Origin of the sequence: Streptomyces sp. NPDC088745 (assembly GCF_044751045.1) — a bacterium.
Lineage (GTDB): Bacteria > Actinomycetota > Actinomycetes > Streptomycetales > Streptomycetaceae > Streptomyces > Streptomyces cremeus.
Genome location: NZ_JBIVLB010000001.1, coordinates 558,549 through 582,035 on the forward strand (window position 1 = coordinate 558,549; position 23,487 = coordinate 582,035).

Below are 23,487 nucleotides of genomic sequence, written 5' to 3' on the forward strand. Positions count from 1 at the left end.
TCTCGGCCGACGCGTAGCACTCGCTCTCCGACAGCGCGAGCCGCGGCTCCTGCCGCCGCCCCTCGCACCGCGCAGTCCGTGATGTCCGGCGGGCAGGGCGTGCTCAGCGCGTACGCGCGGCGGCCCGGGGCTCCGCGTCCTCCCGCATCGCCGCCCGGTCCGCCGGTGGCAGCCACGCGGCCGGCGGCAGGTCGAGCCAGTGGCGCTCGTGTGCCAGGCGCCGGGCGGTGGCGGTGAGGGCGTCGAGCGCCGGATGGTCGAGGCCGGTGCGCCAGACCAGGGAGAGGGGCGAGAGCGGTACGGGGTCGCTCAGCAGGCGCAGGGCCATGCCGGGTACGTCGATGAACTCCGTGCTCGCCAGCACCCACCAGCCCCGTTTGCGTACGACGCGCATGAACTCCTCCGGGCCCTCGATCTCCGGGAACGGCTCGGCCAGGCGGACGCCGTGCCCGGCGAACAGGCGCAGGGCGAGGTCCGTCCACTCGGCGGCGGACGGATTGCCCGCGGCGGCGTACAGGGTCCGGCCTGCCAGGGCCTTCAGCGGGACCCGGTCGTTCGCGCTCAGCGGGTGGTCCTCCGGCAGGAGCACCGCCAGCCGTTCGAAGCGGACCGGACGGTGGGACAGGCGCGCGGTGACGGCTGGGTCGAGTCCGGCGAACCGGCCGAAGGAGGCGTCGAGGGAGCCGTCCAGGATCTCCTGGGCGGCTCCGGTGAGGCCGGTGTGGAAGCGGGCGACGAGCTCCAGTTCCGGATGGGAGCGCCGGGTCTCCTCCAGCACCTGGTGGCCGGTGGTCACCAGGTCCCCGACGTCGACCAGGAGGGGCCGCTGCCCGCGGCCGGAGACCGCCGCGGCGAAGACCTCGTGCGCGGCGAGCACGTCGCGGGCGTACGGCAGGAGCCGTGCGCCTTCGGGTGTGAGGCGGACCTGCCGGGTGCTCCGGACGAACAGGCGGGCGCCCACGTCGCGTTCGAGGCGTTGGATGTCCCGGCTCAGCGCCTGCTGGGCCACGTACAGCCGGCCGGCGGCGCGCGTGAAGTGCAGTTCCTCGGCGGTGGCGACGAAGGCACGCAGAAGACGGGGGTCGAAGTCGCGGGGCATGCGGGAAACCTACCGCCGTGGGCAGCAGTCACAACCGATCTGCGTCAATGCCGGTCAGGCAGGTGTTGGACGCCGGAGGTCGTGGCGAACGAGCGTAGGGGCCATGCCTCATCACGTACGTTCACGTCCTGTCTCCCCCTCGGCCCCGCGCCCTCTGCTGCTGACGGTCAGCGGGCAGACGCTGGTGGCCGCTGCCGTGCGTCCGGAGCGTCGGGGGGAGGCTGATGGCGGCGGCGAGCGGAGTGGTGGGCGCCAGGCGTCCGCTCCGTTCGGGGATGCGACAGGGCGCGGCCGGGCCGGGTGGATGCCCATGAGGTGGAGGAGGAAGCGGTGAGCCTGGGGGCGGATGTGGCCGAGCTGTTGGCGGGGGCGGGCATCGGTGACGTGGATGTCGCTGCCGCCGTGGCCGACGAGCACGTCAGGACGGCCGCGTACCGGCGCGTCGTCGCGGCGGCCGTCGCCTCGGGGAGCCGGGAGCGGGAGCGTGCGGTCGTGGACGTGCTGCTGCGCGATCCGCACGAGTTGGGCGCGAAGACGGCGGTGGTCGCCCTCGTGGACGGGGTCGCGCGGAGGGCGGGCGGGCTCGGTGAGTTCCGGGCGCGGGCGGAGGAGCTGCGGGTGGCGGCCGGGCGGTTCAGGGGGGAGGGGCACCGCGCGTTCGTCCGGCGGCGGATCGACGACTGGGCGCTCTGGCACTCGGTCCGGGAGGGCCGGGTGCCGACGGCGGGCGAGCTGGCGGAGGCCACCGACTGGATGCAGCGGCTGTTCGCCGGGCAGTCCACGTCCACGGCGGTACTCGCCCTCCTCGCCGCGTCCGGCCGCACCCGGAAGGTCCGCAACGTCGCGAAGGGGCGGGTCGCGGGGGTGCGCCCTGCGGGCGGTGCGGGCCGGTCAAACGAGACGCAGCGTCTTGCGGAGGGCGGCCCGGGGCGGTAGCGTGCGCCCCAGGGCCTAGTGAGACGGAGCGTATCGTCTCGTAGGGCCCGTCCTGACCCCTGCGGAAGGCACCCCACTTGTTCCCAGCGACCGCCACCCCCACCTCCCAGCTCGCCGCCCTCGACCTCACCAAGCAGTACGACGGCCGGCTCGTCCTGGACCGCGTCTCCTTCACCGTCCGGCCCGGCGAGAAGGTCGGTGTCGTCGGTGACAACGGGGCCGGGAAGTCGACCCTCCTGCGGCTGATCGCCGGGCGCGAGCTGCCCGACAACGGCAGCCTCACCGTCACCGCCCCCGGCGGCGTCGGGCACCTCGCGCAGACCCTGGACCTGCCCGGCACCGCCCGCGTCGGCGACGCGGTCGACCTCGCGCTGCGTGACGTACGGGAGCTGGAACGGGCCCTGCGGACCACTCAGGACATGGCGGTGTACGCCGCCCTCCTCGCCGAGTTCGAGGCGCGCGGCGGGTACGACGCCGACCGGCACGTCGACACCGCGCTCCACCACCTCGGGGAGCGCGAGGCCCTGGACCGGGGGCGCGCGCTGGGCACCCTGTCCGGCGGGCAGCGCTCCCGGCTGGCCCTCGCGGCCGTCCTCGCCTCCTCGCCCGAACTGCTCCTGCTCGACGAGCCGACCAACGACCTCGACGACGCGGCCGTGGCCTGGCTGGAGGGAAGGCTGCGGGCGCACCGCGGGACCGTCGTCGCCGTGACGCACGACCGCGCCTTCCTGGAGCGGGTCACCGGCACCGTTCTGGAGGTGGACGCGGACCTGCGGACGGTCCACCGGTACGGCAACGGATACGCCGGGTACCTCACCGCCAAGGCGGCGGCCCGGGCGCGCTGGGCCCGCCGGCACGAGGAGTGGAAGGAAGAGCTGGCCCGGCAGTCCGCCCTGGCGGAGAGCAACACCGCCCGCCTGCACGCCATCCCCCGCAAGCAGCCGCGCGGCTTCAGCGGCGCCGGGGCCTTCCGCGCCCGGTCGCGGGCGCACGGCGCGACGGGGCGGATCCGCAACGCGCGGGAGCGGGTCCAGCGGCTCACCGAACGTCCCGTTCCGCCGCCCCCGGCGCCGCTCGTCCTCACGGGGCGGATCGCGGGTGAACGCCCGTCCGCGGCAGTGGAGTTGAGCGGCGTGCGGGTGAGCGGACGGCTCGCTCTCGACGCGCTCACGCTGGAGCCCGGCGAGCGGCTGCTCGTGACCGGGCCCAACGGGGCCGGGAAGTCCACCCTGTTGGAGCTGCTGGCGGGAGCCGTCGAGCCCGACTCCGGCACGGTCTCGCGTCCGGGGCGGATCGGGATGCTGCGGCAGAACACCCCGTACGCCGTCACCCGCGACCAGCGGTCCGTACTGGCCGCGTACGGGGAGGAGCGGGCCCGGCTCCTCGTACGGCACGGGCTGTTCGGGGAAGCGGACCTGGCCACTTCCGTGGCCGCGCTCTCCACCGGGCAGCGGCGCAAGCTGGAGCTGGCCGACCTGCTGGCGGAACCCTTCGACCTGCTCCTCCTCGACGAGCCGACCAACCACCTCTCCCCCGCCCTCGTGGAGGAGCTGGAGGCCGCGCTCGCCGCCTTCCCCGGCACGCTGGTCGTCGCCACCCACGACCGGCGGCTGCGGGAGAGCTTCGCGGGCGGCCGGCGGCTGGAGCTGGAGCCGGTCCGGTGAACCGGGGGCGGGCACGCGGAAGGGGCGGCACCCGGAGTTCACCGGGTGCCGCCCCTTCGCACGACAGCGCGAGCGCGGACTACTTCACGATCGTGATCCGGTCCGTGGCCGGCGGTGCGAGCGGCTTGGCGACGCTGGAGTTCGCGGCCAGGTAGGCGTTGAAGACGTCCAGGTCGGAGGCCGCGTTCAGCTTGTTCTTGCCGAGGGCGAGGGCGGGGAAGTTGTCGCCGCCGCCCGCGAGGAACTCGTTCATCGCGACCCGGTAGGTCTTGGCCGGGTCGATCACCTCACCGTTGAGCTTGACGGTGGCGGCGTCGACGCGGTCGGCGCCCGTCTTGGTGAGGTCCAGGGTGTAGGTGAGGCCCCGGGAGACCTGGAGGATCTTCGGCGAGGCCTCGTTCTTGCCGCTGACCTGCTGCTTCAGGGCGGCGATGAGGTCCGCGCCGGTCAGGTCCACGACGTTCATCAGGTTGGTGAAGGGCTGCACGGTGAAGGCCTCGCCGTACGTCACCACGCCGTTGCCCTCGGAGCCCGACTGCTTGTGGACGAGGTCGGAGCGGATGCCGCCGGGGTTCATCAGGGCGAGCTGCGCGCCGCCCTTGTCGGCGGCGGCCAGGCCCTGCTGCTGGGCGTCGGCGATGAGGTTGCCCAGCGGCTTCTCCATGGCCGTGGAGCCGCGGCCCTCGATGTCGGCGGAGATGTAGCCCTGCGGGCGGTTGGCGATCGGGGCGGCGAGGACGTTCCAGCGCTGGATCAGGTCCCGCATGTCCGCGCCCAGCTCCTCGCGCTCGGACTGGTCACGGGTGACGATGTGGTTGCGCGAGCTGGGGGCCTTGGCCGTCGTACGGACGATGTCCTTGGTGCGGCGGTCGTAGGTGAGCGTGGTCTCCGTGTAGACCTTGCCGAAGGAGGCGGCCGAGGTCACCAGGCGGGGGTTGCCCGCCGGGTCGGGGATGGTGCAGACGTAGCTCTGGTGGGTGTGGCCGGTGACCAGCGCGTCGACCTTGGGGCTGATGCCCTTGGCGATGTCGGTGATCGGTCCCGAGACGCCGTCGCCGGGGCCGGGGCTGTCGCAGTCGTAGTCGTACGCGGTGGAGGCGGGGGCGCCGCCCTCGTGGATGAGCGCGACGATGGACTTCACGCCCTGCCGGTCGAGTTCCTTGGCGTACTTGTTGACCGTCTCGATCTCGTCGTGGAACTTCAGGCCCTTGACGCCGGCGGCCGTGACGATGCCCGGGGTGTTCTCCAGGGTGACGCCGATGAAGCCGATCTTGACACCGTTCTTCTTCCAGACGGTGTACGGCTTCAGCAGGGTCCTGCCGGTCTTCTCCTTGGTGACGTTCGCGGAGAGGTACGGGAAGTCGGCGCCCTTGAACTTCTTCGGCTTGCCCTTCCGGTCCTTCTCGTAACAGCCTTCGGTGGGGTGGCAGCCGCCGTTCTGGATGCGCAGCAGTTCGGCGGAACCCTCGTCGAACTCGTGGTTGCCGACGGACGTCACGTCGAGCTTCATCTTGTTCAGGGCCTCGACGGTGGGCTCGTCGTGGAAGAGCCCCGACAGCATGGGGCTGCCGCCGATCATGTCGCCCGCGGCGGCCGTGACCGAGTACTCCTTGCCCTGGCGGGCCTTGCGCAGGCTGGTCGCCAGGTGCTCGACACCGCCGGCGTCGATCGCGCCGACCTTGCCGGAGGTACCGGTCGGGGGCTCCAGGTTGCCGTGCAGGTCGTTGAAGGAGAGGAGCTGCACGTCGACCGTGCGCGCCGGCTTCGGGTGGCCGTGGCCGTTTCCGCCGCCGTTGCCGTTCGCGGCCGCGGGCATCGCGGCGACGAGCGCGCCCGCGGTGGTGAGACCGGCGGCGGCGAGGAGGAACCGCCGGGCGGCGCGGTTCGGGCGAGGGTTCGCTGACATCTGTCCCCTTGTGAGTTCAGCGTGAAGGGTGCGGGGTGCGCTCGTGAGCCTAAAGTCAACGCGCGTAGCGCAACAGGGGGTAGCGGGTTACGAGGTGGTTTCCGTTGGCGGTGCGTCAGAGACGCGGCCCATGGCGTCCGGCCCCGCCAGCCGGGCCCTCCCCGTACCCTCGACCCCATGACCAGCGACGCGACTCTTCCCGGCCCCGGCCGACTCCGGATCCTTGACGCGCTCGACGGGGCACAGGCCGCCCAGGTGCTCGAGCTGCTGTCCGACGCCGCCCGCAGCGACGGCGTGCAGGCCGTCTCCGAGCAGGGGCGCCTGCGACTGCGCGGCGGGCGACGGGAGGGGGTCACCCACTTCCTGATCGACGACGGCGGACTGCTCGTCGGATACGCCCAGTTGGAGGCCGCCGACCCCGTCGAGGCGCCGGCCGCCGAACTCGTCGTACGGGCCGACCAGCGCGGCAAGGGGTACGGCCGGGCCCTCGGCGACGCGCTCCTGGACGCGTCCGGGCGGCGGCTGCGGGTGTGGGCCCACGGCGGGAAGCCGGCGGCCCGGCACCTGGCGCAGGTGCTGGGGATGGCGATGTTCCGGGAGCTGCGGCAGTTGCGGCGGCCGTTGAGCCCGCTCGACATCCCGGAGCCCGTCTTCCCGGAGGGCGTGGTGGTACGGACCTTCGTGCCCGGTCAGGACGACGCGGCCTGGCTGGCCGTGAACGCCGCCGCCTTCGCGCACCACCCCGAGCAGGGCTCGCTCACCCAGCGGGACCTGGACGACCGGATGGCGGAGGAGTGGTTCGACCCGGAGGGGTTCTTCCTCGCCGAGAAGGACGGGGAGCTGGTCGGGTTCCACTGGACCAAGGTGCACCGCGAGGAGCAGCTCGGTGAGGTGTACGTGGTCGGGGTCGCGCCCGGCGCGCAGGGCGGCGGGCTGGGCAGGGCGCTGACCGCCACCGGGCTGCGGCACCTCGCGGCCCGGGGGCTGCCGACGGCCTCCCTGTACGTGGACGCGGACAACGTCGCGGCGGTCACCGTCTACGAGCGGCTCGGTTTCACGACGTACGAGACGGACTTGATGTACCGGACCGAGTCGTAGGACCTCGTCGCGGTACCGCAGGACCGCCCCCGGGGCCGGTGTCCCAGCTTGACGCCGGCCCTTTTCTGCATCACCCTTTCACTACTTGATTAGTGAAAGGGAGGTGAAGCGCGATGGTCGAGTACCGCATCGACCGGCGCAGCGGTGTCGCGACCTACCTCCAGATCGTGCAGCAGACCAAGCACGCCCTGCGGCTCGGCCTGTTGCAGCCGGGCGACCAGCTCCCCACCGCGCGCGCGGTGGTGGAGGCCACCGCCATCAACCCGAACACCGTGCTCAAGGCGTACCGCGAGCTGGAGCGGGAGGGCCTGGTGGAGGCCAGGCGCGGGATGGGGACCTTCGTGACCCGGTCCCTGGGGGCCGCGCAGCCCGCCGGTTCGCCACTGCGCGAGGAACTGCGGACGTGGGCGGAGCGGGCCAGGTCGTCGGGGATGGACAAGGACGACCTGGCCGCGCTCTTCACCTCCGTACTGGATCAGATCTTCGAAGGGGAGCAGGGATGACCATCGCCGCGATCGAGGCCGTCGGCCTCGGCAAGAGGTACGGGCGGTCGGGGAAGTGGGCGGTCCAGGACTGCTCCTTCCGGCTGCCGCAGGGGCGGATATGCGCGCTCGTGGGGCCCAACGGAGCGGGCAAGTCCACCCTGTTGGGGCAGCTCGCGGGGCTGGTGCGGCCCACGCGGGGCGAGCTGCGGGTGATGGGTAGGACGCCGGGAACGGCGCGTGAGCAGATCGCGTTCCTCGCGCAGGAGAAGCCGCTGTATCCGCAGTTCACCGTCGCGGAGACGCTGCGCATGGGGCAGGAGCTGAACCCGGGGCGCTGGGACGCCGGGCGCGCGGCCCGCATCGTCGCGGACGGCGGCCTGGACCTCGGGCTCAAGGTCCGCGAGCTGTCCGGCGGCCAGCGCACCCGCGTCGCGCTCGCCCTGTGCCTGGGCAAGCAGCCCGACCTGCTGCTGCTGGACGAGCCGATGGCCGACCTGGACCCGCTCGCCCGCCACCAGTTGATGGGCAACCTGCTGGCCGAGGCCGGCGAGAGCGGCACCAGCGTGGTCATCTCCTCCCACATCCTGGCCGAGCTGGAAGGCGCCTGCGACTACCTGCTGCTGATGGAGGGCGGGCGGATCCGGCTCGGCGGGGAGTCCGAGGAACTCCTCGCCGCGCACGCGCTGTTGTCGGGTCCGGCCGCCGAGCTCGACGCGGACACGACGGTCGTCGAGTCCAAAGTGACGGGCCGTCACATGACGGCTCTGATCCGGCGCGACGCCAAGCCGGTGGGCGGCGACTGGGAGGTCGACGAGCCGACGCTGGAGGAGCTGCTGCTGGCCCACATGCGCTCGCCGCAGGCTCCGCCACTGCTGACGCCGAGCGCGGACCCGCGCTGCGGGGCGGCGGGACGGTCCGTGACGGAGGTCCGCGCATGAGCACGCTGACGCTGCTGCCGCCGCTGCGCGGCCCGCGCTGGGTCGCGGCGCGCCAGCACCGCCTGACGGGACGGGTGTTCGGGGCGGTGGTCGTGTTCTCCCTCCTCGCCGTGGCGGTCTTCCTGGCGGTCGCGGCGGGCACCGGCCCGAAGACCGGCTTCGCCCGGTCCGCCGACACCGGCATGACCATGCTGCTGCAACGCGTCGCCGGGGCGGCGACGCTGCTGCCCGCGCTGGTGGGGGCGTTCGTCGCGGGCCCGCTGGTCGCGCGGGAGCTGGAGTCGGGGACGTACACATGGCTGTGGACGCAGTCCGTCTCGCCGGTCCGCTGGCTGGCGACGAAGCTGGCGCTGGTGTCGGCGGTGACGCTGTCCGGGACGGCCGTGCTGGTGGTGCTCTTCCGGCTGGCCCGGGGCTCGCTGAGCCAGGATTCCCGGTTCTCGCTGGCCTGGTACGACACCTCGTACGAGATGCTCGGGCCGGTACAGGTCGCGATGTGCGCACTGGGCATCGGCGTCGGCACGCTGGTCGGGCTGCTGGTGCGCAGGACGGTGCCCGCGATGGTGGTCGCCGGGATCACGGTGCTCACGGTCTCCTGGACCTTCTCCGGGCTGCTGCGGGAGCTGCTGTGGCCGGTCGACACGCTGGTGTCGAGGACGCCGATCGAGTCGCTGCACACCCCCGGGGTGTGGGACCTCGCCGACGGCATGCTGACCGCTTCCGGGACGCGCGTCCTCAGTGACACGTGCCTGGGGACCGAGGGCGTCGGCAAGACTCCCGAGCGGTGCATGGCCGACCTGGGCGGCGTCCGGTACTTCGCGGACGTCCACCCCGAGACCCATCTGTGGCCGCTCCAGCTCGTGGAGTCGGGTCTGGTGCTGGTACTGGCGGGACTCGCCGTCGCGGTCGCGTTCCGGGTGCTGCGGGGCCGGCACGCGGGGGCGTCGTGAGTGCCGTGGGCGCGGGGGCCGCGCCGGGGGGCGGTGTGCCGTACCGGCACGTGCTGCACCAGCACCGGGCGGCGCTGCGGACCGCGCTCGCACTGGCGGCACTCGCGGCGGCCCTGGTCGCCGGCGGGCGGCTGTGGGCGGCGGACGGCGGCTGGGGGCCGACCGTCGGGCAGGCTCTGGCACTGGGGCTCCCGCTGTTCGGCGGGATGCAGGTGGCGGGGCCGATGGTGGCCGGGGAACTGGCGTCGGGGACGTACAAGCTGGCCTGGACGCAGGGCGTCACCCCGGCCCGCTGGCTGGCGGCGAAGGCCGCGGTGCCGGCGGGGGTGCTGGTCGCGCTGACGGCGGGGCTGGGATGGGTGCACGACTCGGCGGTGGCGCTCGGGCCGGCGCCGGTGGCGTACGCGCTGTTCGCGGTGGCCTTCGGGGTGCTGTGCGGGCTGCTGGTGCGGCGGACGACGGGGGCGATGGCCCTCGCCGGGGCGACGCTCGGCGTTCTGCTGCTGGCGGGGCGCGCCCAGCCGCACGACACGTTCGCCGGACAGCTCACGCTCGCCGTGCCGCTGGTGGCGGCGACGGCGGTGGCGGCCGGGGCCGCGTTCCTGCTTCTTCGCCGACTGTCCAGGGGGGACGTGTCATGACCGGTACGTCGAGCACGGTGAGCCCGGTGAGCCCGGAGCGCACGCGTGCTCCGCAGGGCGAGGCGCACGTGCCGAGCCCGCTGGGCGGGGCGGTGCGGGCGGCCCTGCGGCAGCACATCTGGGCCCTGCGGATCACTCTCGCGCTGCTGGTGCTGGTCGCCGGGGCGTGGGCGGGGTCGGGGGTGTGGCTGGAGGTGACGGGGGCGTCGGGGGGCGACGACACCGCCGTCGTGGCCGTGGCGTCCTTCGCACTGCTCCGGGTACGTCATGGGGGGCGGGCGTGAGCGGGACGCCGGGCACCAGCCGCGTGTCCGGGCCCGACCGGCTCGTGCTGCGGCAGAGCCGGCCGGTGCTGCGGCCGGCGGCGGCGCTGTTCGGGCTGGGGCTGGTGACGGTCCTGGGGCTGCGCCTGGTGGGGGTGGGCGACGGTTCGCCGCACCGGACGGCGATGCGGGCCCTCACCGAGCACGCCGGACACGCCGCCGTGCTGGGGCCGTTGCTGATCGGGGCGCTGGTGGCGGGGCCGCTGGTGGCACGGGAACTGGACTCGGGAACCTACCGGCTGGCCTGGACGCTGGGCATGTCACCCGCGCGGTGGCTGGGCGCGAAGATCGGCGTGGCGGCGGGGGCCGCAGCGGCGGGGTCGGTGCTGCTGGGGGTGGTGTTCCGGCTGGGGCAGGGGGCCGTCGAGGGCGGGTTCTTCCCCTGGCACCAGGCGCACGCCTATGCGGCGTCGGGCACCGCCGGAACCGCGTACGCCCTGCTCGGGGTGGCCGTCGGCGCACTCACCGGGCTGCTGGTGCGGCGCACGCTGCTCGCGGCGGGCGCCGCGGCGGTGGCGACGGGAGGGCTGATGCTGGCCGTGGGGCGGGTGCGGGAGTACCTGTGGCCGGTGGTGACGGTGACGCGGCCGGAGTCACCGGGGACGCCGCCGGCGGTCCTGCCCTCGCCGTGGGAGGTCTCCTCCGGGCTGCTCACCGCGTCCGGGAAGCGGCTGCCCTGGCGGTACTGCTGGGAACAGCCGCTGGAAACCTACGCGGACCCGAACGGCTGCATGGCGTCGCGCGGGGCGGTCTCGCACTTCTCCGACCTGCACCCCGAGTCCCATTTCTGGCCCCTCCAGCTCATGGAGACCGCGGTCGTGCTGGTGCTGGCGGCGGGGGCGGTGTGGCTGGCGTTCCGGGTGTTGCGGAGGGTGCATGGGTGAGGGGGCGCGGGGCCCGGGGTCCGCGCTCGCCGGGGTGCGGGGCGGGCGCGTGCGGCCCGCACCCCCGGGGGCGGGTGGTCACTCCACCGCCGTGAGGTCCTTGGCGTAGTACTCGATGGCTTCCCGGTAGTTCCGCACGGACGCGTCGGTGCTGGTCTCCGTCAGCAGGCGCAGCAGGATCCGCATGCCGTCGTGGGCCTCGCCCGTGTTGAACAGGGCCATCGCGAGGAAGGCGCGGAGCGCCCCGTGCTCGGGGAACTCCCGCGCCCCGGTGCGCAGCGTGCGGACGGCGTCCTCGTACCGGCCGAGCGTCCGGTACGTACTGCCCAGGCCCAGCAGCGCGCCCCTGCGGTCCTCGGGGGTCAGCGTCCCGGCGAGCGCGCTCTCGTAGAAGGGGACCGCCGCCGCCTCCAGACCGAGCCGGTCGTGCGCCCACGCGGTCTGGTACGCGATCTCCGCGTCGTCGGGGAAGCGCTCCCCGAGGGCGAGGAGGCGGACCCGGGCCTCTTCGGTGCGGTCGGCGGAGCGCAGGGCCACGGCTTCGGCGAGGAGGGCGTCACGGTCGTGGTGGGTGGTCATGGGGGGATGATCGCAGGGGAGGGACGGGCCGGCGAAGGTATTTCTCCAGAAGCCCCGTGCCGGGGGCGGGGGCGGGGGCGGGGCGAACGCCCCGTCCGGCGGGGCTCCGCCCGTCCGGGGACCGGCCCCCTACCCCGGCCGCACCAGCCTCGCCTCGTACGCGAACACCGCCGCCTGGGTCCGGTCCCGCAGGCCCAGCTTCACCAGCACCCGGCTCACATGCGTCTTGATCGTGGACTCGGCGACGACCAGGCGGGACGCTATCTCGCCGTTGGAGAGCCCGTGCGCGATCAGCACCAGGACCTCCGTCTCGCGGTCGGTGAGCTCCCCTAGCTGCGTTTCCTCGGCGGGCCGGCGCACCGGCACCGTCTCGGTCAGCTTGGCGAACTCGGCGATCAGCCGCTTCGTCACGGCGGGCGCGAGCAGTGCCTCCCCGCCCGCCACCACCCTGACCCCCTCGGCCAGTTGGCGGGCCGAGGCGTCCTTCAGCAGGAATCCCGAGGCTCCCGCCCGCAGCGCCTGGTAGACGTACTCGTCGAGGTCGAAGGTGGTGAGGACCAGCACCTTGGTGTCCCCGCCCGCCGCCACGATCTCGCGGGTCGCCTCGATGCCGTTCAGCTCCGGCATCCGGATGTCCATCAGCACGACGTCCGGTCGCAGGGCCGCCGCCTGCGCCACGGCCTGCCGTCCGTCGACCGCCTCGCCGACGACCTCGATGCCGGGCATCGCGTTGAGGAGTACGGAGAAGCCCTCCCGGACCATCATCTGGTCGTCGACGATCAGCACCCGGATGGCGCCGGCGGGCGTCGCCGGGGGGACGTGGGCGGTCGTCATGCGGCGGACTCCTTCCGCAGGGAGGGACCGGCGGCCGCCGGAGGCGGAGAGGAGGGCCCGGGGGGCCCTTCGGGCCGGGCGGCGGGCCCGGTGGCCGCGGTGACCGTCGACGACACGGCGTCCTGCCCCGCGCCTCCCGGCCGCCCTTGGACCGGCACGGGCACCGGCGCGGCGGCGGATACGGGCTCGGCCACCGGGTCAGGGGTGGGCGCGGGCACCGGCACTGCGTCCTCCACCGTGGCCGGTGTCCCGGCCCCCGCTCCCCCGGCCCCCGGGGCGTCCGCCGCGACCGGCACGAAGACCGTCACCTCGAAGCCCCCTTCCGGTGTCGGCTCCGCCGTCATCTCGCCGCCCAGCATCTGCACCCGCTCCCGCATCCCGGTCAGCCCGTGCCCGGCGCCGGGCGAGGGCGGGGCGTCGGCCGTCCCGGGCCCGTTGGCCACCCGCAGCCCCAGGCCGCCCAGGACGTAGCTCACCTCGACGCGGGCCTCCGCGCCCGGCGCGTGCCGCAGTACGTTGCTCAGCGCCTCCTGGACGATCCGGTAGGCCGACAGCTCCACGCCCTGTGGCAGGACCCGCACCGCGCCGGTCGTGGCCTGCTCGACCGAGAGGCCGATGTCCCGGACGTTCGCCAAGAGCTTCGGCAGGTCGGCCAGTCGGGGCTGCGGCGCGTCGGGGGCCTCGTAGTCCTCCGCCCGGACGACGCCCAGCACCCGGCGCAGTTCGGTGAGGGCCGCCACCGCGTTCTCCCGGATCGTGACGAAGGCCTGCTCCAGCTCGGGCGGCGGGTTCTGCACCCGGTAGGGGGCGGCCTCCGCCTGGATGGCGACGACCGACATGTGATGGGCGACCACGTCGTGCAGCTCACGGGCGATGGTGGTGCGCTCTTCGAGCAGGGTGCGCCGGTCGCGCTCCACGGCCGTGACGGTCTTCTGCACGACGATCTCGCGCCGGTGCGCCCGACGGCTGTGGACGAAGGAGACCAGCAGGAGGAACATGCCGAGGAAGAAGAGGACGGGGAGGCCGTTGCCCCCGCTCGACGACTCCAAGGAGATCAGCGCGCTGTACAGCGCGTTGATGCCCCACATCCAGGCCGCCGCCCGGGGGCGGGTCCTGGCGGCGACGACCGTCGTGACCACCAGCATCGCCACGATCGAACCCGGCGGGTACGGAACCCCCGCCCCGTACGCCCGAAGGACGCCGGCGAACGGAATCGCCGCCAGGCAGGCCCACCAGGCGAGCACCGGACGGATCAGCGTCAGCGCGACCGGCAGCGCCGAGAGGAACCCGACGAGGAGCTGCTCCTCCCCGCCGGACACGCTCGTGAAGCCGACCCCGAAGGCGAGGACCGCCAGCGCCAGCACCAGCGCGTGCACCGACCAGGCCGCGCCCGTCCGTGTCCACCCGGGGAAGCGGGCCCACCCCGGGGTGGCCGTGTTCAGGGGCGGCAACGGCCGGAAGGCGAGCGGGTCGCGCAGCAGATCCTCGCGCAGACCCCGCAGCGCCGTCGCGGCGAGGCGGAATTCGGGGCTTCTACTTCGGGTCGTCTGGTTCACGTTTCCCAAGGTAGGGCGGGGTCCGCGAAAGGGCGTCCACCCGTGCTCCTACCTTTCACGTCCCCCTCAGGTACTACGCGCCCCGCCCCGTCGGCCCGTACTCCTACACGCCCCGCCCCGCCGGCCGTACCCCTACGTGCCCCTGCGCTCCCGCCGGGCCGTAGCCCTACGCGTCCGGCAACCCGTACCCCGCCCGTCCGCCCGTCTGCCGATCCATGCCCCTACACATCCGCCTGCCCGGGCTCCGCCCGGAACGCGTCCGCGTGCGCCGCCGCCCACTCCTCGAAGGTCCTGGCCGGGCGCCCCGTCACGTCCTGCACCGTGGTGGCCACCGTGCGCCCCTCGACGGGAGTGTTGCCGTACACCTCCAGCATGAAGTCGATGGTCTCCTGCGGCATGTGCTGCGCCCGCATCCGCTCCACCGCCTGCTCCGCGGTCAGCTCGACGAGCCCGATCTCCGCGCCCCGCGCCGCACCGAGGATGCGCACCTTGTCGTGCACCGTCAGGGCGGCCGGCCCCGTGATGACGTGCGCCTTCCCATGGTGGCCGCCGTCCCGGGACAGCAGGGCCACCGCCGCGACCGCCCCGATGTCGCCCTCGTGCACCATCGAGCTGACCCGGTCCGTGAACGGCTCCTCGACCCGGCCGTGCGTCTTGATGTCGTCCGCCCAGAACAGGGCGTTCGACATGAACTCCACCGGCATCAGCACGGTCCACTCCAGACCGTGCTCGTTGCCCCGCACCGCGTCCTCCAGCGGACTGGGGCCGCCGCCGTGCAGCACCGTCACCCGCCGCACCCCCGCCTTCGCGGCCCGCGCGAGGATCTCGGGGCCCGTGGCCAGCGGCGCGTAGTCCTCGCCGCCGAAGACGATCAGGTGGACCGCTTCGACGCCGTCCAGCGCGGGGGCCAGGGTCGCCGGGTCGGCGAGGTCTCCGCGTACGACCTCGACCTCCGCCGGGAAGCCGGCCCTGGCCGGGTTGCGGGTGAGGGCGCGCACCCGGGCGCCCCGGGCGAGGAGTTCGGCGACCACCTGGCGGCCCACCGAGCCGGTGGCTCCGGTGACCAGGACCTTCTGCGCGTCGTTCCGTGTGTTCGTCATGTCTCACACCGTAGGAGGGCTTGCGGACAGATACGGTCCGCAAGTCGCGTCTAGTAGGCGAGTTGCGCGATCTCCTCCGCCACCACCGCGCACGCGTCCGCCGCCGGGTCGATCAGCGGGAAGTGCCCGACGTCCTCCAGCAGGGTCAGCCCCACCACCTCCCCCGCCTTCGCCGCCGCCTCCGCGTACGCCTCCGCCACCTCGTGCGGAACGGTCGTGTCGAAGCGGCCCTGCACCACGGCCGTCGCGATTCCGGTGGGCAGCAGGGCCGCCGGGTCCGCGTACGGCCTGCGCTCCTCGTACGCGTCCTGCCCGCCCAGGAGCTGGACGACCGCGCCGCCGCACACCCCGCGCCGCACCGCCTCCTCGAAGTCCGCGACCGGCGCGAGCGCGACCACCCCGCGCAGCGGCGGCGGCGCGTCGAGCCGCCACGGCGACCCCTCGGGGAGCACGTGCCGGGAAGCCGCCCACAGCGCGAGCTGACCGCCGGCGGAGTGCCCGGTCACGACGGTGCGGCGGACGTCCGCCTCGGGCAGCGCCTCCTTCGCCAGGTGCGGCAGCGCGTCCAGGGCGGCGGCGACGTCGTCGAAGGTCTCCGGCCAGCGGCCCGCGAGCGGACCCGACGCGTCCTGGTGCGGCAGCGAACTGCCGCGCCGGTACTCGACGTTGGCGACCGCGAAGCCGCGCCGGGCCAGGAAGTCGGCGAACGGCGTGACGTGCTGCCGGTCGTACGGAGCCCGCCACGCCCCGCCGTGCAGGACGACCACCAGCGGGGCCGCCCCGCTCCGCTCGCCGCGCGGCGCGTAGAAGTCGATGATCTGGTCGGGGTGACCGCCGTACGGAGCGGTGGCGTCCGGCGCGACGGCGGGAAGCGCCGGCGGCTCGTCGGGAGGGAGCCCGGACGGCCCGTCGAGGGGGAGCCCGGACGGCTCGTCCGGCAGGGGAATGCTCGGCATGACGGCTTCAACCTCCGGGCACTGGTGGGTCGTTCCTACACCCTTGTGGATCATTAAGCGCGGACGCTACCAGGCGTTTTGTGTGCGTGTGGCCACGCCGGAGACCGTTCCCCCCGACGTGGCCACCTGCTACGACGGCGCTACAGCACCTCGGCCAGCACCCGGGCCGCCCGCTCCACGTCGGCGAAGCCGACGTACAGCGGAGCGAACCCGAAGCGCAGCACGTCCGGGTGCCGGAAGTCCCCGACCACGCCCCGCGCGATCAGCGCCTTCATGACCGTGCCCGCGTCGTCGCAGCGCAGCGCGATCTGGCTGCCGCGCTCGGCGTGCGCGAGCGGCGTGACCAGGCCGAGACGCCCTTGCGGTGCGTACGCCGTCACGCACTCCACGAAGAAGTCCGTGAGGGCGAGGGACTTCGCCCGTACGGATGCCACGTCGACGCCCTCCCAGACGTCGAGCGAGGCCTCCAGCGCCAGCATCGACAGGATGTCGGGCGTACCGACCCGGCCGCGCAGCGCGCCGTCGCCCGGCGCGTACTCCGCCGTCATCCCGAACGGGTCCGCGTGCCCCGTCCAGCCCGGCAGCGGCGAGTCGAACCGGTCCTGGTGGCGGGCGGCGACGTACAGGTAGGCGGGCGAACCCGGCCCGCCGTTCAGGTACTTGTACGTGCAGCCGACCGCCAGGTCCACCCCGTGCTCGTCGAGCCCGACCGGCAGCGCGCCCGCGCTGTGGCACAGGTCCCAGACGGCCAGCGCGCCCGCCGCGTGGACCGCGGCGGTGAGCCCGGGCAGGTCGTAGAGACGGCCCGAGCGGTAGTCGACGTGGTTGAGCAGCACGGCGGCGGTACGGGGCCCGAGGGCGTCGCGCACCTCCTCCGGCCGCACCGGGCGCAGGGTGCGGCCGGTCATCCGGGCGGCGGACCGGGCGATGTAGCCGTCGGTGGGGAAGGTGGTGGCGTCGACGAGAACCTCGTCGCGCTCCTCCCCGGCCAGCCGGATCGCGCCGACCAGCGCCTTGAAGACGTTGACGCTGGTGGAGTCGCCGACGACGATCTGTCCGGCCGCGGCGCCCACGAGCGGGGCGATGCGGTCGCCGATCCGCTCGGGCGCGGTCCACCAGCCGCTCTCGTCCCAGGACCGGATGAGCAGCTCGCCCCACTCGCGGCCCGCCACGTCCTGGAGGCGTCCAGGGACGGCCGCGGGCAGCGCGCCCAGGGAGTTCCCGTCCAGGTAGACGAGGCCTTCGGGGAGGCTGAACAGCTTGCGGTGCCTGGCGAGTTCGTCGGCGGCGTCGAGTTCGGCCGCACGTTTCACGTGAAACATCGCCGGTGCGCTCGCGGAAGCATTCTCAGGCACGTCCTCGTGCGCGTTCTCAGACATGGCTGCGCGCCGTCCACAGCTCCGGGAACACGTTCTTGCGGGCGCGCTTCTCCAGCCACGCCACCCCGGCGGAGCCGCCCGTGCCGACCTTGGAGCCCATCGCGCGGCGGGTGGCCACCAGGTGGTCGTTGCGCCAGCGCCACACGAGCTCGCCGACCTCGGTCAACGCCTCGCCGAGCACGATCAGTTCGGAGCGGTTCGCGCCGACCTGCTCCTCGGCGTACACCTGCGCCCAGACCGCCTCGATCTCGGGAGAGGGCTCGTACTTCTTCGTCAGGTCCCGCTCCAGGACCTCCTGCGGGACGGGCAGGCCGCGCCGCGCGAGGAGGCGCAGGACCTCGTCGTACAGGCTGGGCTGGTGCAGCGCCTTCTCCAGCTCGTCGTGCACCCGGGGCGCGCCCCGGTGCGGGACCAGCATGGAGGCGGACTTGTCGCCGAGCAGGAACTCCAGCCGCCGGTACATCGCGGACTGGAATCCGGAGCCCTCGCCGAGCGCGCTGCGGTAGGAGTTGAACTGGGTGGGCGTGAGGTTGGCGAGCGGCTTCCAGGAGGCGTTCAGCGCCTCCAGCTCGCGGGTGGAGCGCTTCAGTGCGTCCAGTGCCACGGGGAGCTTCTCCTCGCGCAGCGCTGCCGCCGCGGTCTCCCACTCGTGGACGATGACCGTGAACCACAGCTCCATGACCTGGGTGGTGACCAGGAAGACCATCTCTCCGGGATCGTCGGAGAGGGGGTGCTGGAGGTGGGTGAGTACGTCGGCCTGGACGTAGTCCTCGTACGGTGTGGTGCCTGCGAAATCGAGGTTCGGGGTCTCCGAACCTTCGGTTCCGGGCGCCTCGGGGGTGTGCGTCATCGCATGCTCCTCGACACGGCTTCCAGGTAGCGGTCCGCCCCTTCCTCGAAGGATTCTCGGGCCCCGGTCCCCTGCTGGGCAGCATAGTCCGGGCCTGCGCGAGGTGCGCCTCAGAGGGCGGGACCTGCGAGGTACGTCCCATTGGTCCCGTACGGATGGGCGTTGGAGTCGCATCCGTCGAGGCCCTTGATCTGCTGCATCATCACGGGTGCGGGACGGCCGGGGCCCGGGCAGCCGAGGTGGCCGAGGCCCAGGGCGTGGCCCAGTTCGTGGTTGATGATCAGGTGCCGGTACGCGGCGGGGGCGCCGGCGAACCGCGGCGAGCCGGTCAGCCAGCGCTTGAGGTTCACCACGACGCCCTTCCCCGTCTCGCAGTTCAGCTCGCCGCCGGTGTCGAGGCCGGCCTCGGCGCACAGCCGGTCGGCGGTCTTCGGGGTGGCGATGCGGATGACGAAGTCGGCCTTGCCCGTGACCAGTTGGAAGCGGCCGCGCCCGTTGCGGGCCCAGCCCCGGGGGTGGGCCACGATGCGCTGGATCTCGGCGGCGGCCTCGTCGGGCTCGACGCCGCTGCCCCTCTCGACCTGCACCTGGTAGCGGCGCAGGGTGCCGGAGCCGACGGGGCTGCCGTTCAGGCGGGCGGGGGCGAAGGTGCCGCTGCCCGAGTCGGGGACGCGTGCGCGGCTCGGCGGGTCGCTGGAGACCTCACCGGGGCTGTCGGGGGTGGCGGGACCGCCGGTGGCGGCGGGGTCGGGGGCTGCTCGCGGTGTCGGGCCCGGTCCGGTGTCCCAGGCGGCTATGGCGAGTCCGGTGCCGCCGAGGCCCGCGGCGAGGCAGAGGAGCAGGACGAGGAGGCGGCCGCGGCGGGTCAGACGGGTGCGGGCGGGCGGCCGGGGGCGGGGTGTCCGGCCCCCGGACGACGGGTGTCTGCAGCGGCCTCGGCCCACGTCGGAGCCCTCCCCTGGTCGGTGTCTCCGGCAGGTGGGGGGAGCGGGGCGCGGGGGCCCGGACACCGGCGACGGTCTTGCCTAGCGGTCCGGGCGATCGTACAGGCGTCTCATCGGCCGCCCGGGGCCGACGGCGCGGCGGTGTGTCGGCCCGGGGCCGGGGCCGACGGCGCGAGGGACATGCCGTCCCGGGGCCCGGCCGCGGCCCCGGGACGTGTGCGGGCCGGTCAGCCCAGGGTGTCGGCGGCCAGCGCGGAGGAGTCGCGCAGGAAGGTCGAGCAGCGCTCGTACTCCTCCTGGTCGCCGATGGCCTGCGAGGCGCGGGCCAGGGCGTGCAGGGCGCGCAGGAAGCCGCGGTTGGGCTCGTGCTCCCACGGCACCGGGCCGTGTCCCTTCCAGCCGGCGCGGCGCAGCGAGTCGAGGCCGCGGTGGTAGCCGGTGCGGGCGTACGCGTACGACTCGACGACGGAGCCCTTGTCGAACGCGTCGTCCGCGAGCTGCGCCCAGGCCAGCGAGGAGGCCGGGTACTTCGCGGCGACGTCGGCGGGCGCCGTGCCGTTCGCGAGGAGCTCGCGGGGCTCCGGGTCGTCGGGCAGGTGGGTCGGGGGCGGTCCCCCGAGCAGGTCCTGGTGAATAGCCATGCCCCCTAGTCTGCCTCCCCCCTGCGACAACCCGCACCGCTCCACCGGCCCCCCTCCCCGCCAGGACGACCCGCACCGCTCCACCCGCTCCCTCCCCGCCAGGACGACCCGCACCATTCCACCCGCCCCCTCCCCGCCACGACGCCCCGCACCGCACCGCTGGGGCCGACCCCGCGCTACGACGACCCGCCCCGCTCCTGCCGGTCCGGCTCCAGGGGCGGCGCGTCCACCCCGCAGTGCGTGCGGCACTCGCTCTCAGGAGCCGCGCCCTTCGGATTGCGCACGGTCGTGAAAGCGATCAGCGCGCCCAGCACCAGCACGCCCGCGCACATCGGCATCGCCCGCCGGAAGGTCGCCCCGAACTCCTGCGCCGAGCGGTACGCGTCCGGCCCCATCCCCGCCAGCAGCGGCAGCGCGGCCACCGCGACGAGTCCGGCGGCGCGGGCGGCGGCGTTGTTGATCCCGGAGGCGAGCCCGGCCCGCCCGTCCGCCACCGAGGCCAGCACGGTCGCGGTGAGCGGGGCCACCAGCGTCACCATGCCCGTCCCCATCACCACCATCGCCGGCAGCACGTCCGCCAGGTACGACGCGTCCTCCCCCACCCGCAGCATCAGCAGCATCCCCGCCGCGCACAGCAGCGGCCCCACGGTGAGCGGGACGCGGGGCCCGGTCCGCTGGGCCAGCTCCCCGGAGCGGGCCGACAGGAACAGCATCAGCACGGTCGTCGGCAGCATGGCCGTCCCCGCCTGGAGCGCCGAGTACCCGGCCACCACCTGCAACTGCAACGCCGCCAGGAAGAAGAACCCGCTGAACGCGGCGTACACGCACAGCGTCACGACGTTGATCGCGGTGAACTGCCGGGAGGCGAAGAGCGTGAGCGGCATCATCGGCTCGGCCCGCGTCCGCTCGACGTACAGGAACGCCCCCGCGACGGCCACCCCCAGCACGCCGCACCCCACCACCACGGCCGACGCCCCCCGCGCCGGGGCCTCGATGAGCGCGTACGTCACCAGGGCCAGCGCGACGGCCGCCAGCACGGCCCCCAGCACGTCGAACCGGCCATGCGCCTGCGGATCCTTCGACTCCGGTACGTGCCCGAGCGCGACCGGCACGCACAGCGCGGCCAGCGGCACGTTGATCAGGAACGCCCAGCGCCAGCCGGGCCCGTCCACGAGCCACCCGCCGAGGAACGGTCCGACCGCGGCCCCGATCCCGCCGAGCCCGGACCACAGGCCGACCGCCCTCGCCCGGTCGTCGGGGTGGAACGAGGCCTGGATGAGCGCGAGCGACCCCGGCGTGAGCAGCGCCCCGCCGATGCCCTGCAACGCCCGGGCGGCGATCAGGACGGTCGCGTTCGTTGCGAGCCCGCACAGCAGGGAGGCGGCGGCGAACCACACCACCCCGACCACGAACACCTTCCGCCGCCCGTACCGGTCTCCGAGGGCGCCGCCCAGCAGGATCAGTCCGGCCAGCGTCAGCATGTACGCGTTCACGGTCCACTGGAGCCCGGCGAGATCGGCGCCGAGGTCCTTGCCGATGCGGGGCAGGGCGACGTTGACGACGGTGGAGTCCAGCATCGCCATGCTGGACCCGAGCACGGTGGTGAGCAGTACCCACCGCCCGGTCGCGCTCCCGACCCGGAGCCCTCCGGCACTTTCGGTTTCGGCCATATCCGGATGGTCCCCGCACCCGGCCGGTCCGGCCAGGCGAAAGGGGCCGCCCCCTGGAAACGGCGAGGGCCCGGCCACCCCGGACGCGGAGGTCCGAAGGGGCCGGGCCCTCCCGGGAAGGGAATTACTTCAGGCGGGTGCCCGTGGAGCGGAGGGCCGCGCAGGCCTCCGTCACGCGCCTCGCCATGCCGGCCTCGGCGGCCTTGCCCCACGTGCGCGGGTCGTACTTCGACTTCGTGCCGACCTCGCCGTCGACCTTCAGCACCGCGTCGTAGTTGCGGAACATGTGGTCCACGACCGGACGCGTGAAGGCGTACTGGGTGTCCGTGTCGAGGTTCATCTTCACGACGCCGTTCTCCAGCGCGGTGGCGATCTCCTCGGCGGTCGAGCCCGAGCCGCCGTGGAAGACGAAGTCGAACGGGGACGTCTTGCCGTACTTCGAGCCCACGCCCTCCTGGAGGTCCTTCAGGAGCTCCGGACGGAGCACGACGTTGCCCGGCTTGTAGACGCCGTGCACGTTGCCGAAGGAGGCGGCCAGCAGATAGCGGCCCTTCTCGCCCAGGCCGAGCGCCTCGGCGGTGCGCAGCGCGTCGTCGACGGTCGTGTACAGCTCGTCGTTGATCTCGTGGCTGACGCCGTCCTCCTCGCCGCCGGTCGGGGTGATCTCGACCTCAAGGATGATCTTGGCGGCGGCGGCCTTGGCCAGCAGCTCCTGGCCGATGGCCAGGTTGTCGGCCAGGGTCTCGGCGGAGCCGTCCCACATGTGGGACTGGAAGAGCGGGTCGCGACCGGCCTTGACGCGCTCGGCGGAGATGTCGAGCAGCGGGCGGACGTAGCCGTCCAGCTTGTCCTTGGGGCAGTGGTCGGTGTGCAGCGCGACGGTGATGTCGTACTTCGCGGCGACGATGTGCGCGAACTCGGCCAGGGCGACCGCGCCGGTGACCATGTCCTTGTTGTGCTGGCCACCCAGGAACTCCGCCCCACCGGTGGAGATCTGGATGATGCCGTCGCTCTCGGCCTCGGCGAAGCCGCGCAGTGCAGCATGCAGAGTCTGGGACGAGGTCACGTTGATCGCCGGGTAGGCGAACTTCTCCGCCTTCGCCCGGTCGAGCATCTGGGCGTAGACCTCGGGGGTTGCGATGGGCATCTGTCCGCTCCTTGGGATATGCGGGTGTGCGTGCTGGTCCCTGACCTGGGGGCGACGTCATCGTCGCCGCCCATCTTTCCAGACTCTCCCCGGGTCTCCACCCGGCGGCCGCCCCCGTCCCGGGCGCCGGAATGCGCAGAGGTCGGAGCGTTTCACGTGAAACACTCCGACCTCGGGCAAAACCCCAGGTCACAGCCCTGCCCTCGTGGGACAAGGACCTGGGTCACCACTTCAGGCCAGGCCGAGATCACCCAGCGCGTAGCCGGTCAGGTAGGGCAGCCCGGCGTCCGCGACGGCCTGTGCCGCACCCCGGTCGACGATGGTGGCGACCGCCACGACCTCGCCGCCGGCCTCGCGGACCGCCTCGACGGCGGTCAGCGGGGAGCCGCCGGTGGTGGACGTGTCCTCCACGACCAGGCAGCGACGGCCCTTGACCTCGGTGCCCTCGATGCGGCGCTGCATGCCGTGCGCCTTCTGCGCCTTGCGCACGACGAACGCGTCGAGCCGCCGGCCGCGGGCGGCGGAGGCGTGCAGCATCGAGGTGGCGACCGGGTCGGCGCCCAGGGTCAGCCCGCCGACGCAGTCGAAGTCGAGCTCGGCGGTCAGGTCGAGCATGACCTGGCCGACCAGCGGCGCGGCCTCGCCGTCCAGCGTGATCCGGCGCAGGTCGATGTAGTAGTCGGCCTCCAGACCCGAGGAGAGGGTCACCTTGCCGTGCACCACGGCCTTGTCCTTGATCTGCTGGAGCAGGTCAGCGCGTACGTCAGTCATGCGTACGAGCTTAAGTGGCGGCCGAGGACCCCGCCGCCACGGCCCGTGGGGAGGCCCTCGGCCCGACCACAGCCGCCCATGCGCGCCCCGGGAGCAGGCCCTCGGCCCGGCCGACGCCCCCACCCGCCCCGAAGCA

22 protein-coding genes and 1 pseudogene are annotated in these 23,487 nt (G+C 73.8%); 9 read left to right on the top strand and 14 right to left on the bottom strand.

Features of this window, described 5'->3' with window-relative positions:
- Nucleotides 1-103 precede the first annotated feature (103 nt).
- Complete coding sequence (locus ACIP93_RS02545) at nt 104-1,099, bottom strand: LysR family transcriptional regulator (RefSeq protein WP_401754831.1); 996 nt, start codon at nt 1,097-1,099, stop codon at nt 104-106.
- A 330-nt stretch (nt 1,100-1,429) separates the two neighbouring features.
- Between ACIP93_RS02545 and ACIP93_RS02550 the strand changes: the two genes are divergently transcribed.
- Both ACIP93_RS02550 and abc-f read left to right on the top strand, forming a co-directional pair.
- On the top strand, nt 1,430-2,035 hold the full coding sequence (locus ACIP93_RS02550) for a hypothetical protein (RefSeq protein WP_401754834.1): 606 nt from the start codon (nt 1,430-1,432) through the stop codon (nt 2,033-2,035).
- A gap of 77 nt (nt 2,036-2,112) precedes the next feature.
- A complete protein-coding gene (gene abc-f, locus ACIP93_RS02555) occupies nt 2,113-3,699 on the top strand; it encodes a ribosomal protection-like ABC-F family protein (protein WP_401754836.1) in 1,587 nt (528 codons plus the stop codon).
- 79 nt (nt 3,700-3,778) lie between these two features.
- On the opposite strand, the gene ACIP93_RS02560 is transcribed toward abc-f, so the two are convergent.
- Nucleotides 3,779-5,605, bottom strand: a complete 1,827-nt coding sequence (locus ACIP93_RS02560; RefSeq protein ID WP_401754839.1) for a bifunctional metallophosphatase/5'-nucleotidase — start codon at nt 5,603-5,605, stop codon at nt 3,779-3,781.
- A 177-nt stretch (nt 5,606-5,782) separates the two neighbouring features.
- Here ACIP93_RS02560 and mshD point away from each other — a divergent pair, with 177 nt between their 5' ends.
- The 7 genes from mshD (at nt 5,783) to ACIP93_RS02595 (ending at nt 10,924) form a co-directional block, all read left to right on the top strand.
- On the top strand, nt 5,783-6,703 hold the full coding sequence (gene mshD, locus ACIP93_RS02565; RefSeq protein ID WP_345221306.1) for a mycothiol synthase: 921 nt from the start codon (nt 5,783-5,785) through the stop codon (nt 6,701-6,703).
- Nucleotides 6,704-6,816: 113 nt separating this feature from the next.
- Complete coding sequence (locus tag ACIP93_RS02570; protein ID WP_345221303.1) at nt 6,817-7,206, top strand: GntR family transcriptional regulator; 390 nt, start codon at nt 6,817-6,819, stop codon at nt 7,204-7,206.
- Nucleotides 7,203-8,126, top strand: a complete 924-nt coding sequence (locus tag ACIP93_RS02575; protein ID WP_401754843.1) for an ABC transporter ATP-binding protein — start codon at nt 7,203-7,205, stop codon at nt 8,124-8,126. Before ACIP93_RS02570 ends, ACIP93_RS02575 begins: the two co-directional genes overlap by 4 nt.
- Nucleotides 8,123-9,076, top strand: a complete 954-nt coding sequence (locus ACIP93_RS02580; protein ID WP_401754845.1) for an ABC transporter permease — start codon at nt 8,123-8,125, stop codon at nt 9,074-9,076. The genes ACIP93_RS02575 and ACIP93_RS02580 overlap by 4 nt, the downstream gene beginning before the upstream one ends.
- A complete protein-coding gene (locus ACIP93_RS02585; RefSeq protein ID WP_401754848.1) occupies nt 9,073-9,717 on the top strand; it encodes a hypothetical protein in 645 nt (214 codons plus the stop codon). The genes ACIP93_RS02580 and ACIP93_RS02585 overlap by 4 nt, the downstream gene beginning before the upstream one ends.
- A complete protein-coding gene (locus ACIP93_RS02590; RefSeq protein WP_401754851.1) occupies nt 9,714-10,001 on the top strand; it encodes a hypothetical protein in 288 nt (95 codons plus the stop codon). The genes ACIP93_RS02585 and ACIP93_RS02590 overlap by 4 nt, the downstream gene beginning before the upstream one ends.
- Nucleotides 9,998-10,924 (top strand): ABC transporter permease, encoded by a 927-nt coding sequence (locus tag ACIP93_RS02595; protein WP_401754854.1) that lies wholly within the window; start codon nt 9,998-10,000, stop codon nt 10,922-10,924. The genes ACIP93_RS02590 and ACIP93_RS02595 overlap by 4 nt, the downstream gene beginning before the upstream one ends.
- A gap of 78 nt (nt 10,925-11,002) precedes the next feature.
- Here ACIP93_RS02595 and ACIP93_RS02600 read toward each other — a convergent pair whose 3' ends face one another.
- From ACIP93_RS02600 to pyrE, 12 genes and pseudogenes are all read right to left on the bottom strand, one after another.
- Nucleotides 11,003-11,503: a tetratricopeptide repeat protein gene (locus ACIP93_RS02600; RefSeq protein ID WP_345221287.1), complete on the bottom strand. Its 501-nt coding sequence runs from the start codon at nt 11,501-11,503 to the stop codon at nt 11,003-11,005.
- A 129-nt stretch (nt 11,504-11,632) separates the two neighbouring features.
- Nucleotides 11,633-12,337, bottom strand: a complete 705-nt coding sequence (locus ACIP93_RS02605) for a response regulator (RefSeq protein ID WP_380836726.1) — start codon at nt 12,335-12,337, stop codon at nt 11,633-11,635.
- Between the two features lie 269 nt (nt 12,338-12,606).
- Nucleotides 12,607-13,893, bottom strand: a pseudogene (locus tag ACIP93_RS02610) (sensor histidine kinase); the annotation flags it as partial.
- Nucleotides 13,894-14,114: 221 nt separating this feature from the next.
- Nucleotides 14,115-14,993, bottom strand: coding sequence for an SDR family oxidoreductase (locus ACIP93_RS02615; RefSeq protein ID WP_401754858.1), 879 nt, complete (start codon nt 14,991-14,993; stop codon nt 14,115-14,117).
- A gap of 50 nt (nt 14,994-15,043) precedes the next feature.
- Nucleotides 15,044-15,949 (bottom strand): alpha/beta hydrolase, encoded by a 906-nt coding sequence (locus tag ACIP93_RS02620; protein ID WP_401754861.1) that lies wholly within the window; start codon nt 15,947-15,949, stop codon nt 15,044-15,046.
- 140 nt (nt 15,950-16,089) lie between these two features.
- Nucleotides 16,090-17,271: a kynureninase gene (gene kynU, locus ACIP93_RS02625; RefSeq protein WP_401754864.1), complete on the bottom strand. Its 1,182-nt coding sequence runs from the start codon at nt 17,269-17,271 to the stop codon at nt 16,090-16,092.
- Between the two features lie 49 nt (nt 17,272-17,320).
- A complete protein-coding gene (locus ACIP93_RS02630) occupies nt 17,321-18,178 on the bottom strand; it encodes a tryptophan 2,3-dioxygenase family protein (RefSeq protein ID WP_345221278.1) in 858 nt (285 codons plus the stop codon).
- 110 nt (nt 18,179-18,288) lie between these two features.
- Complete coding sequence (locus ACIP93_RS02635) at nt 18,289-19,122, bottom strand: DUF3152 domain-containing protein (protein WP_401754867.1); 834 nt, start codon at nt 19,120-19,122, stop codon at nt 18,289-18,291.
- Between the two features lie 227 nt (nt 19,123-19,349).
- Entirely contained in the window at nt 19,350-19,763 is a 414-nt protein-coding gene (locus ACIP93_RS02640) for a DUF3151 domain-containing protein (protein WP_345221273.1), read from the bottom strand.
- 176 nt (nt 19,764-19,939) lie between these two features.
- Nucleotides 19,940-21,433, bottom strand: a complete 1,494-nt coding sequence (locus ACIP93_RS02645) for an MFS transporter (RefSeq protein ID WP_401754872.1) — start codon at nt 21,431-21,433, stop codon at nt 19,940-19,942.
- A 124-nt stretch (nt 21,434-21,557) separates the two neighbouring features.
- The gene (gene fbaA, locus ACIP93_RS02650) at nt 21,558-22,580 is read right to left on the bottom strand and encodes a class II fructose-bisphosphate aldolase (protein ID WP_401754875.1); all 1,023 of its coding nucleotides are present in this window, start codon (nt 22,578-22,580) and stop codon (nt 21,558-21,560) included.
- A 231-nt stretch (nt 22,581-22,811) separates the two neighbouring features.
- Nucleotides 22,812-23,351 carry an orotate phosphoribosyltransferase gene (gene pyrE, locus ACIP93_RS02655; protein WP_401754877.1) on the bottom strand — a complete coding sequence of 180 codons (540 nt, stop codon included), beginning with the start codon at nt 23,349-23,351 and terminating at the stop codon, nt 22,812-22,814.
- Nucleotides 23,352-23,487: the final 136 nt, after the last annotated feature.

Excerpts from the sequence above, each read along its gene's own strand:
- ACIP93_RS02560 (WP_401754839.1), bottom strand. The coding sequence starts at position 5,605 with ATGTCAGCGAACCCTCGCCCGAACCGCGCCGCCCGGCGGTTCCTCCTC.
- ACIP93_RS02575 (WP_401754843.1), top strand. The coding sequence starts at position 7,203 with ATGACCATCGCCGCGATCGAGGCCGTCGGCCTCGGCAAGAGGTACGGG.
- ACIP93_RS02630 (WP_345221278.1), bottom strand. The coding sequence starts at position 18,178 with ATGACGCACACCCCCGAGGCGCCCGGAACCGAAGGTTCGGAGACCCCG.
- ACIP93_RS02545 (WP_401754831.1), bottom strand. The coding sequence starts at position 1,099 with ATGCCCCGCGACTTCGACCCCCGTCTTCTGCGTGCCTTCGTCGCCACC.
- ACIP93_RS02645 (WP_401754872.1), bottom strand. The coding sequence starts at position 21,433 with ATGGCCGAAACCGAAAGTGCCGGAGGGCTCCGGGTCGGGAGCGCGACC.
- ACIP93_RS02615 (WP_401754858.1), bottom strand. The coding sequence starts at position 14,993 with ATGACGAACACACGGAACGACGCGCAGAAGGTCCTGGTCACCGGAGCC.
- kynU (WP_401754864.1), bottom strand. The coding sequence starts at position 17,271 with ATGTTTCACGTGAAACGTGCGGCCGAACTCGACGCCGCCGACGAACTC.
- ACIP93_RS02620 (WP_401754861.1), bottom strand. The coding sequence starts at position 15,949 with ATGCCGAGCATTCCCCTGCCGGACGAGCCGTCCGGGCTCCCCCTCGAC.
- ACIP93_RS02580 (WP_401754845.1), top strand. The coding sequence starts at position 8,123 with ATGAGCACGCTGACGCTGCTGCCGCCGCTGCGCGGCCCGCGCTGGGTC.
- ACIP93_RS02600 (WP_345221287.1), bottom strand. The coding sequence starts at position 11,503 with ATGACCACCCACCACGACCGTGACGCCCTCCTCGCCGAAGCCGTGGCC.
- ACIP93_RS02570 (WP_345221303.1), top strand. The coding sequence starts at position 6,817 with ATGGTCGAGTACCGCATCGACCGGCGCAGCGGTGTCGCGACCTACCTC.
- pyrE (WP_401754877.1), bottom strand. The coding sequence starts at position 23,351 with ATGACTGACGTACGCGCTGACCTGCTCCAGCAGATCAAGGACAAGGCC.
- ACIP93_RS02590 (WP_401754851.1), top strand. The coding sequence starts at position 9,714 with ATGACCGGTACGTCGAGCACGGTGAGCCCGGTGAGCCCGGAGCGCACG.
- mshD (WP_345221306.1), top strand. The coding sequence starts at position 5,783 with ATGACCAGCGACGCGACTCTTCCCGGCCCCGGCCGACTCCGGATCCTT.
- ACIP93_RS02640 (WP_345221273.1), bottom strand. The coding sequence starts at position 19,763 with ATGGCTATTCACCAGGACCTGCTCGGGGGACCGCCCCCGACCCACCTG.
- ACIP93_RS02605 (WP_380836726.1), bottom strand. The coding sequence starts at position 12,337 with ATGACGACCGCCCACGTCCCCCCGGCGACGCCCGCCGGCGCCATCCGG.
- fbaA (WP_401754875.1), bottom strand. The coding sequence starts at position 22,580 with ATGCCCATCGCAACCCCCGAGGTCTACGCCCAGATGCTCGACCGGGCG.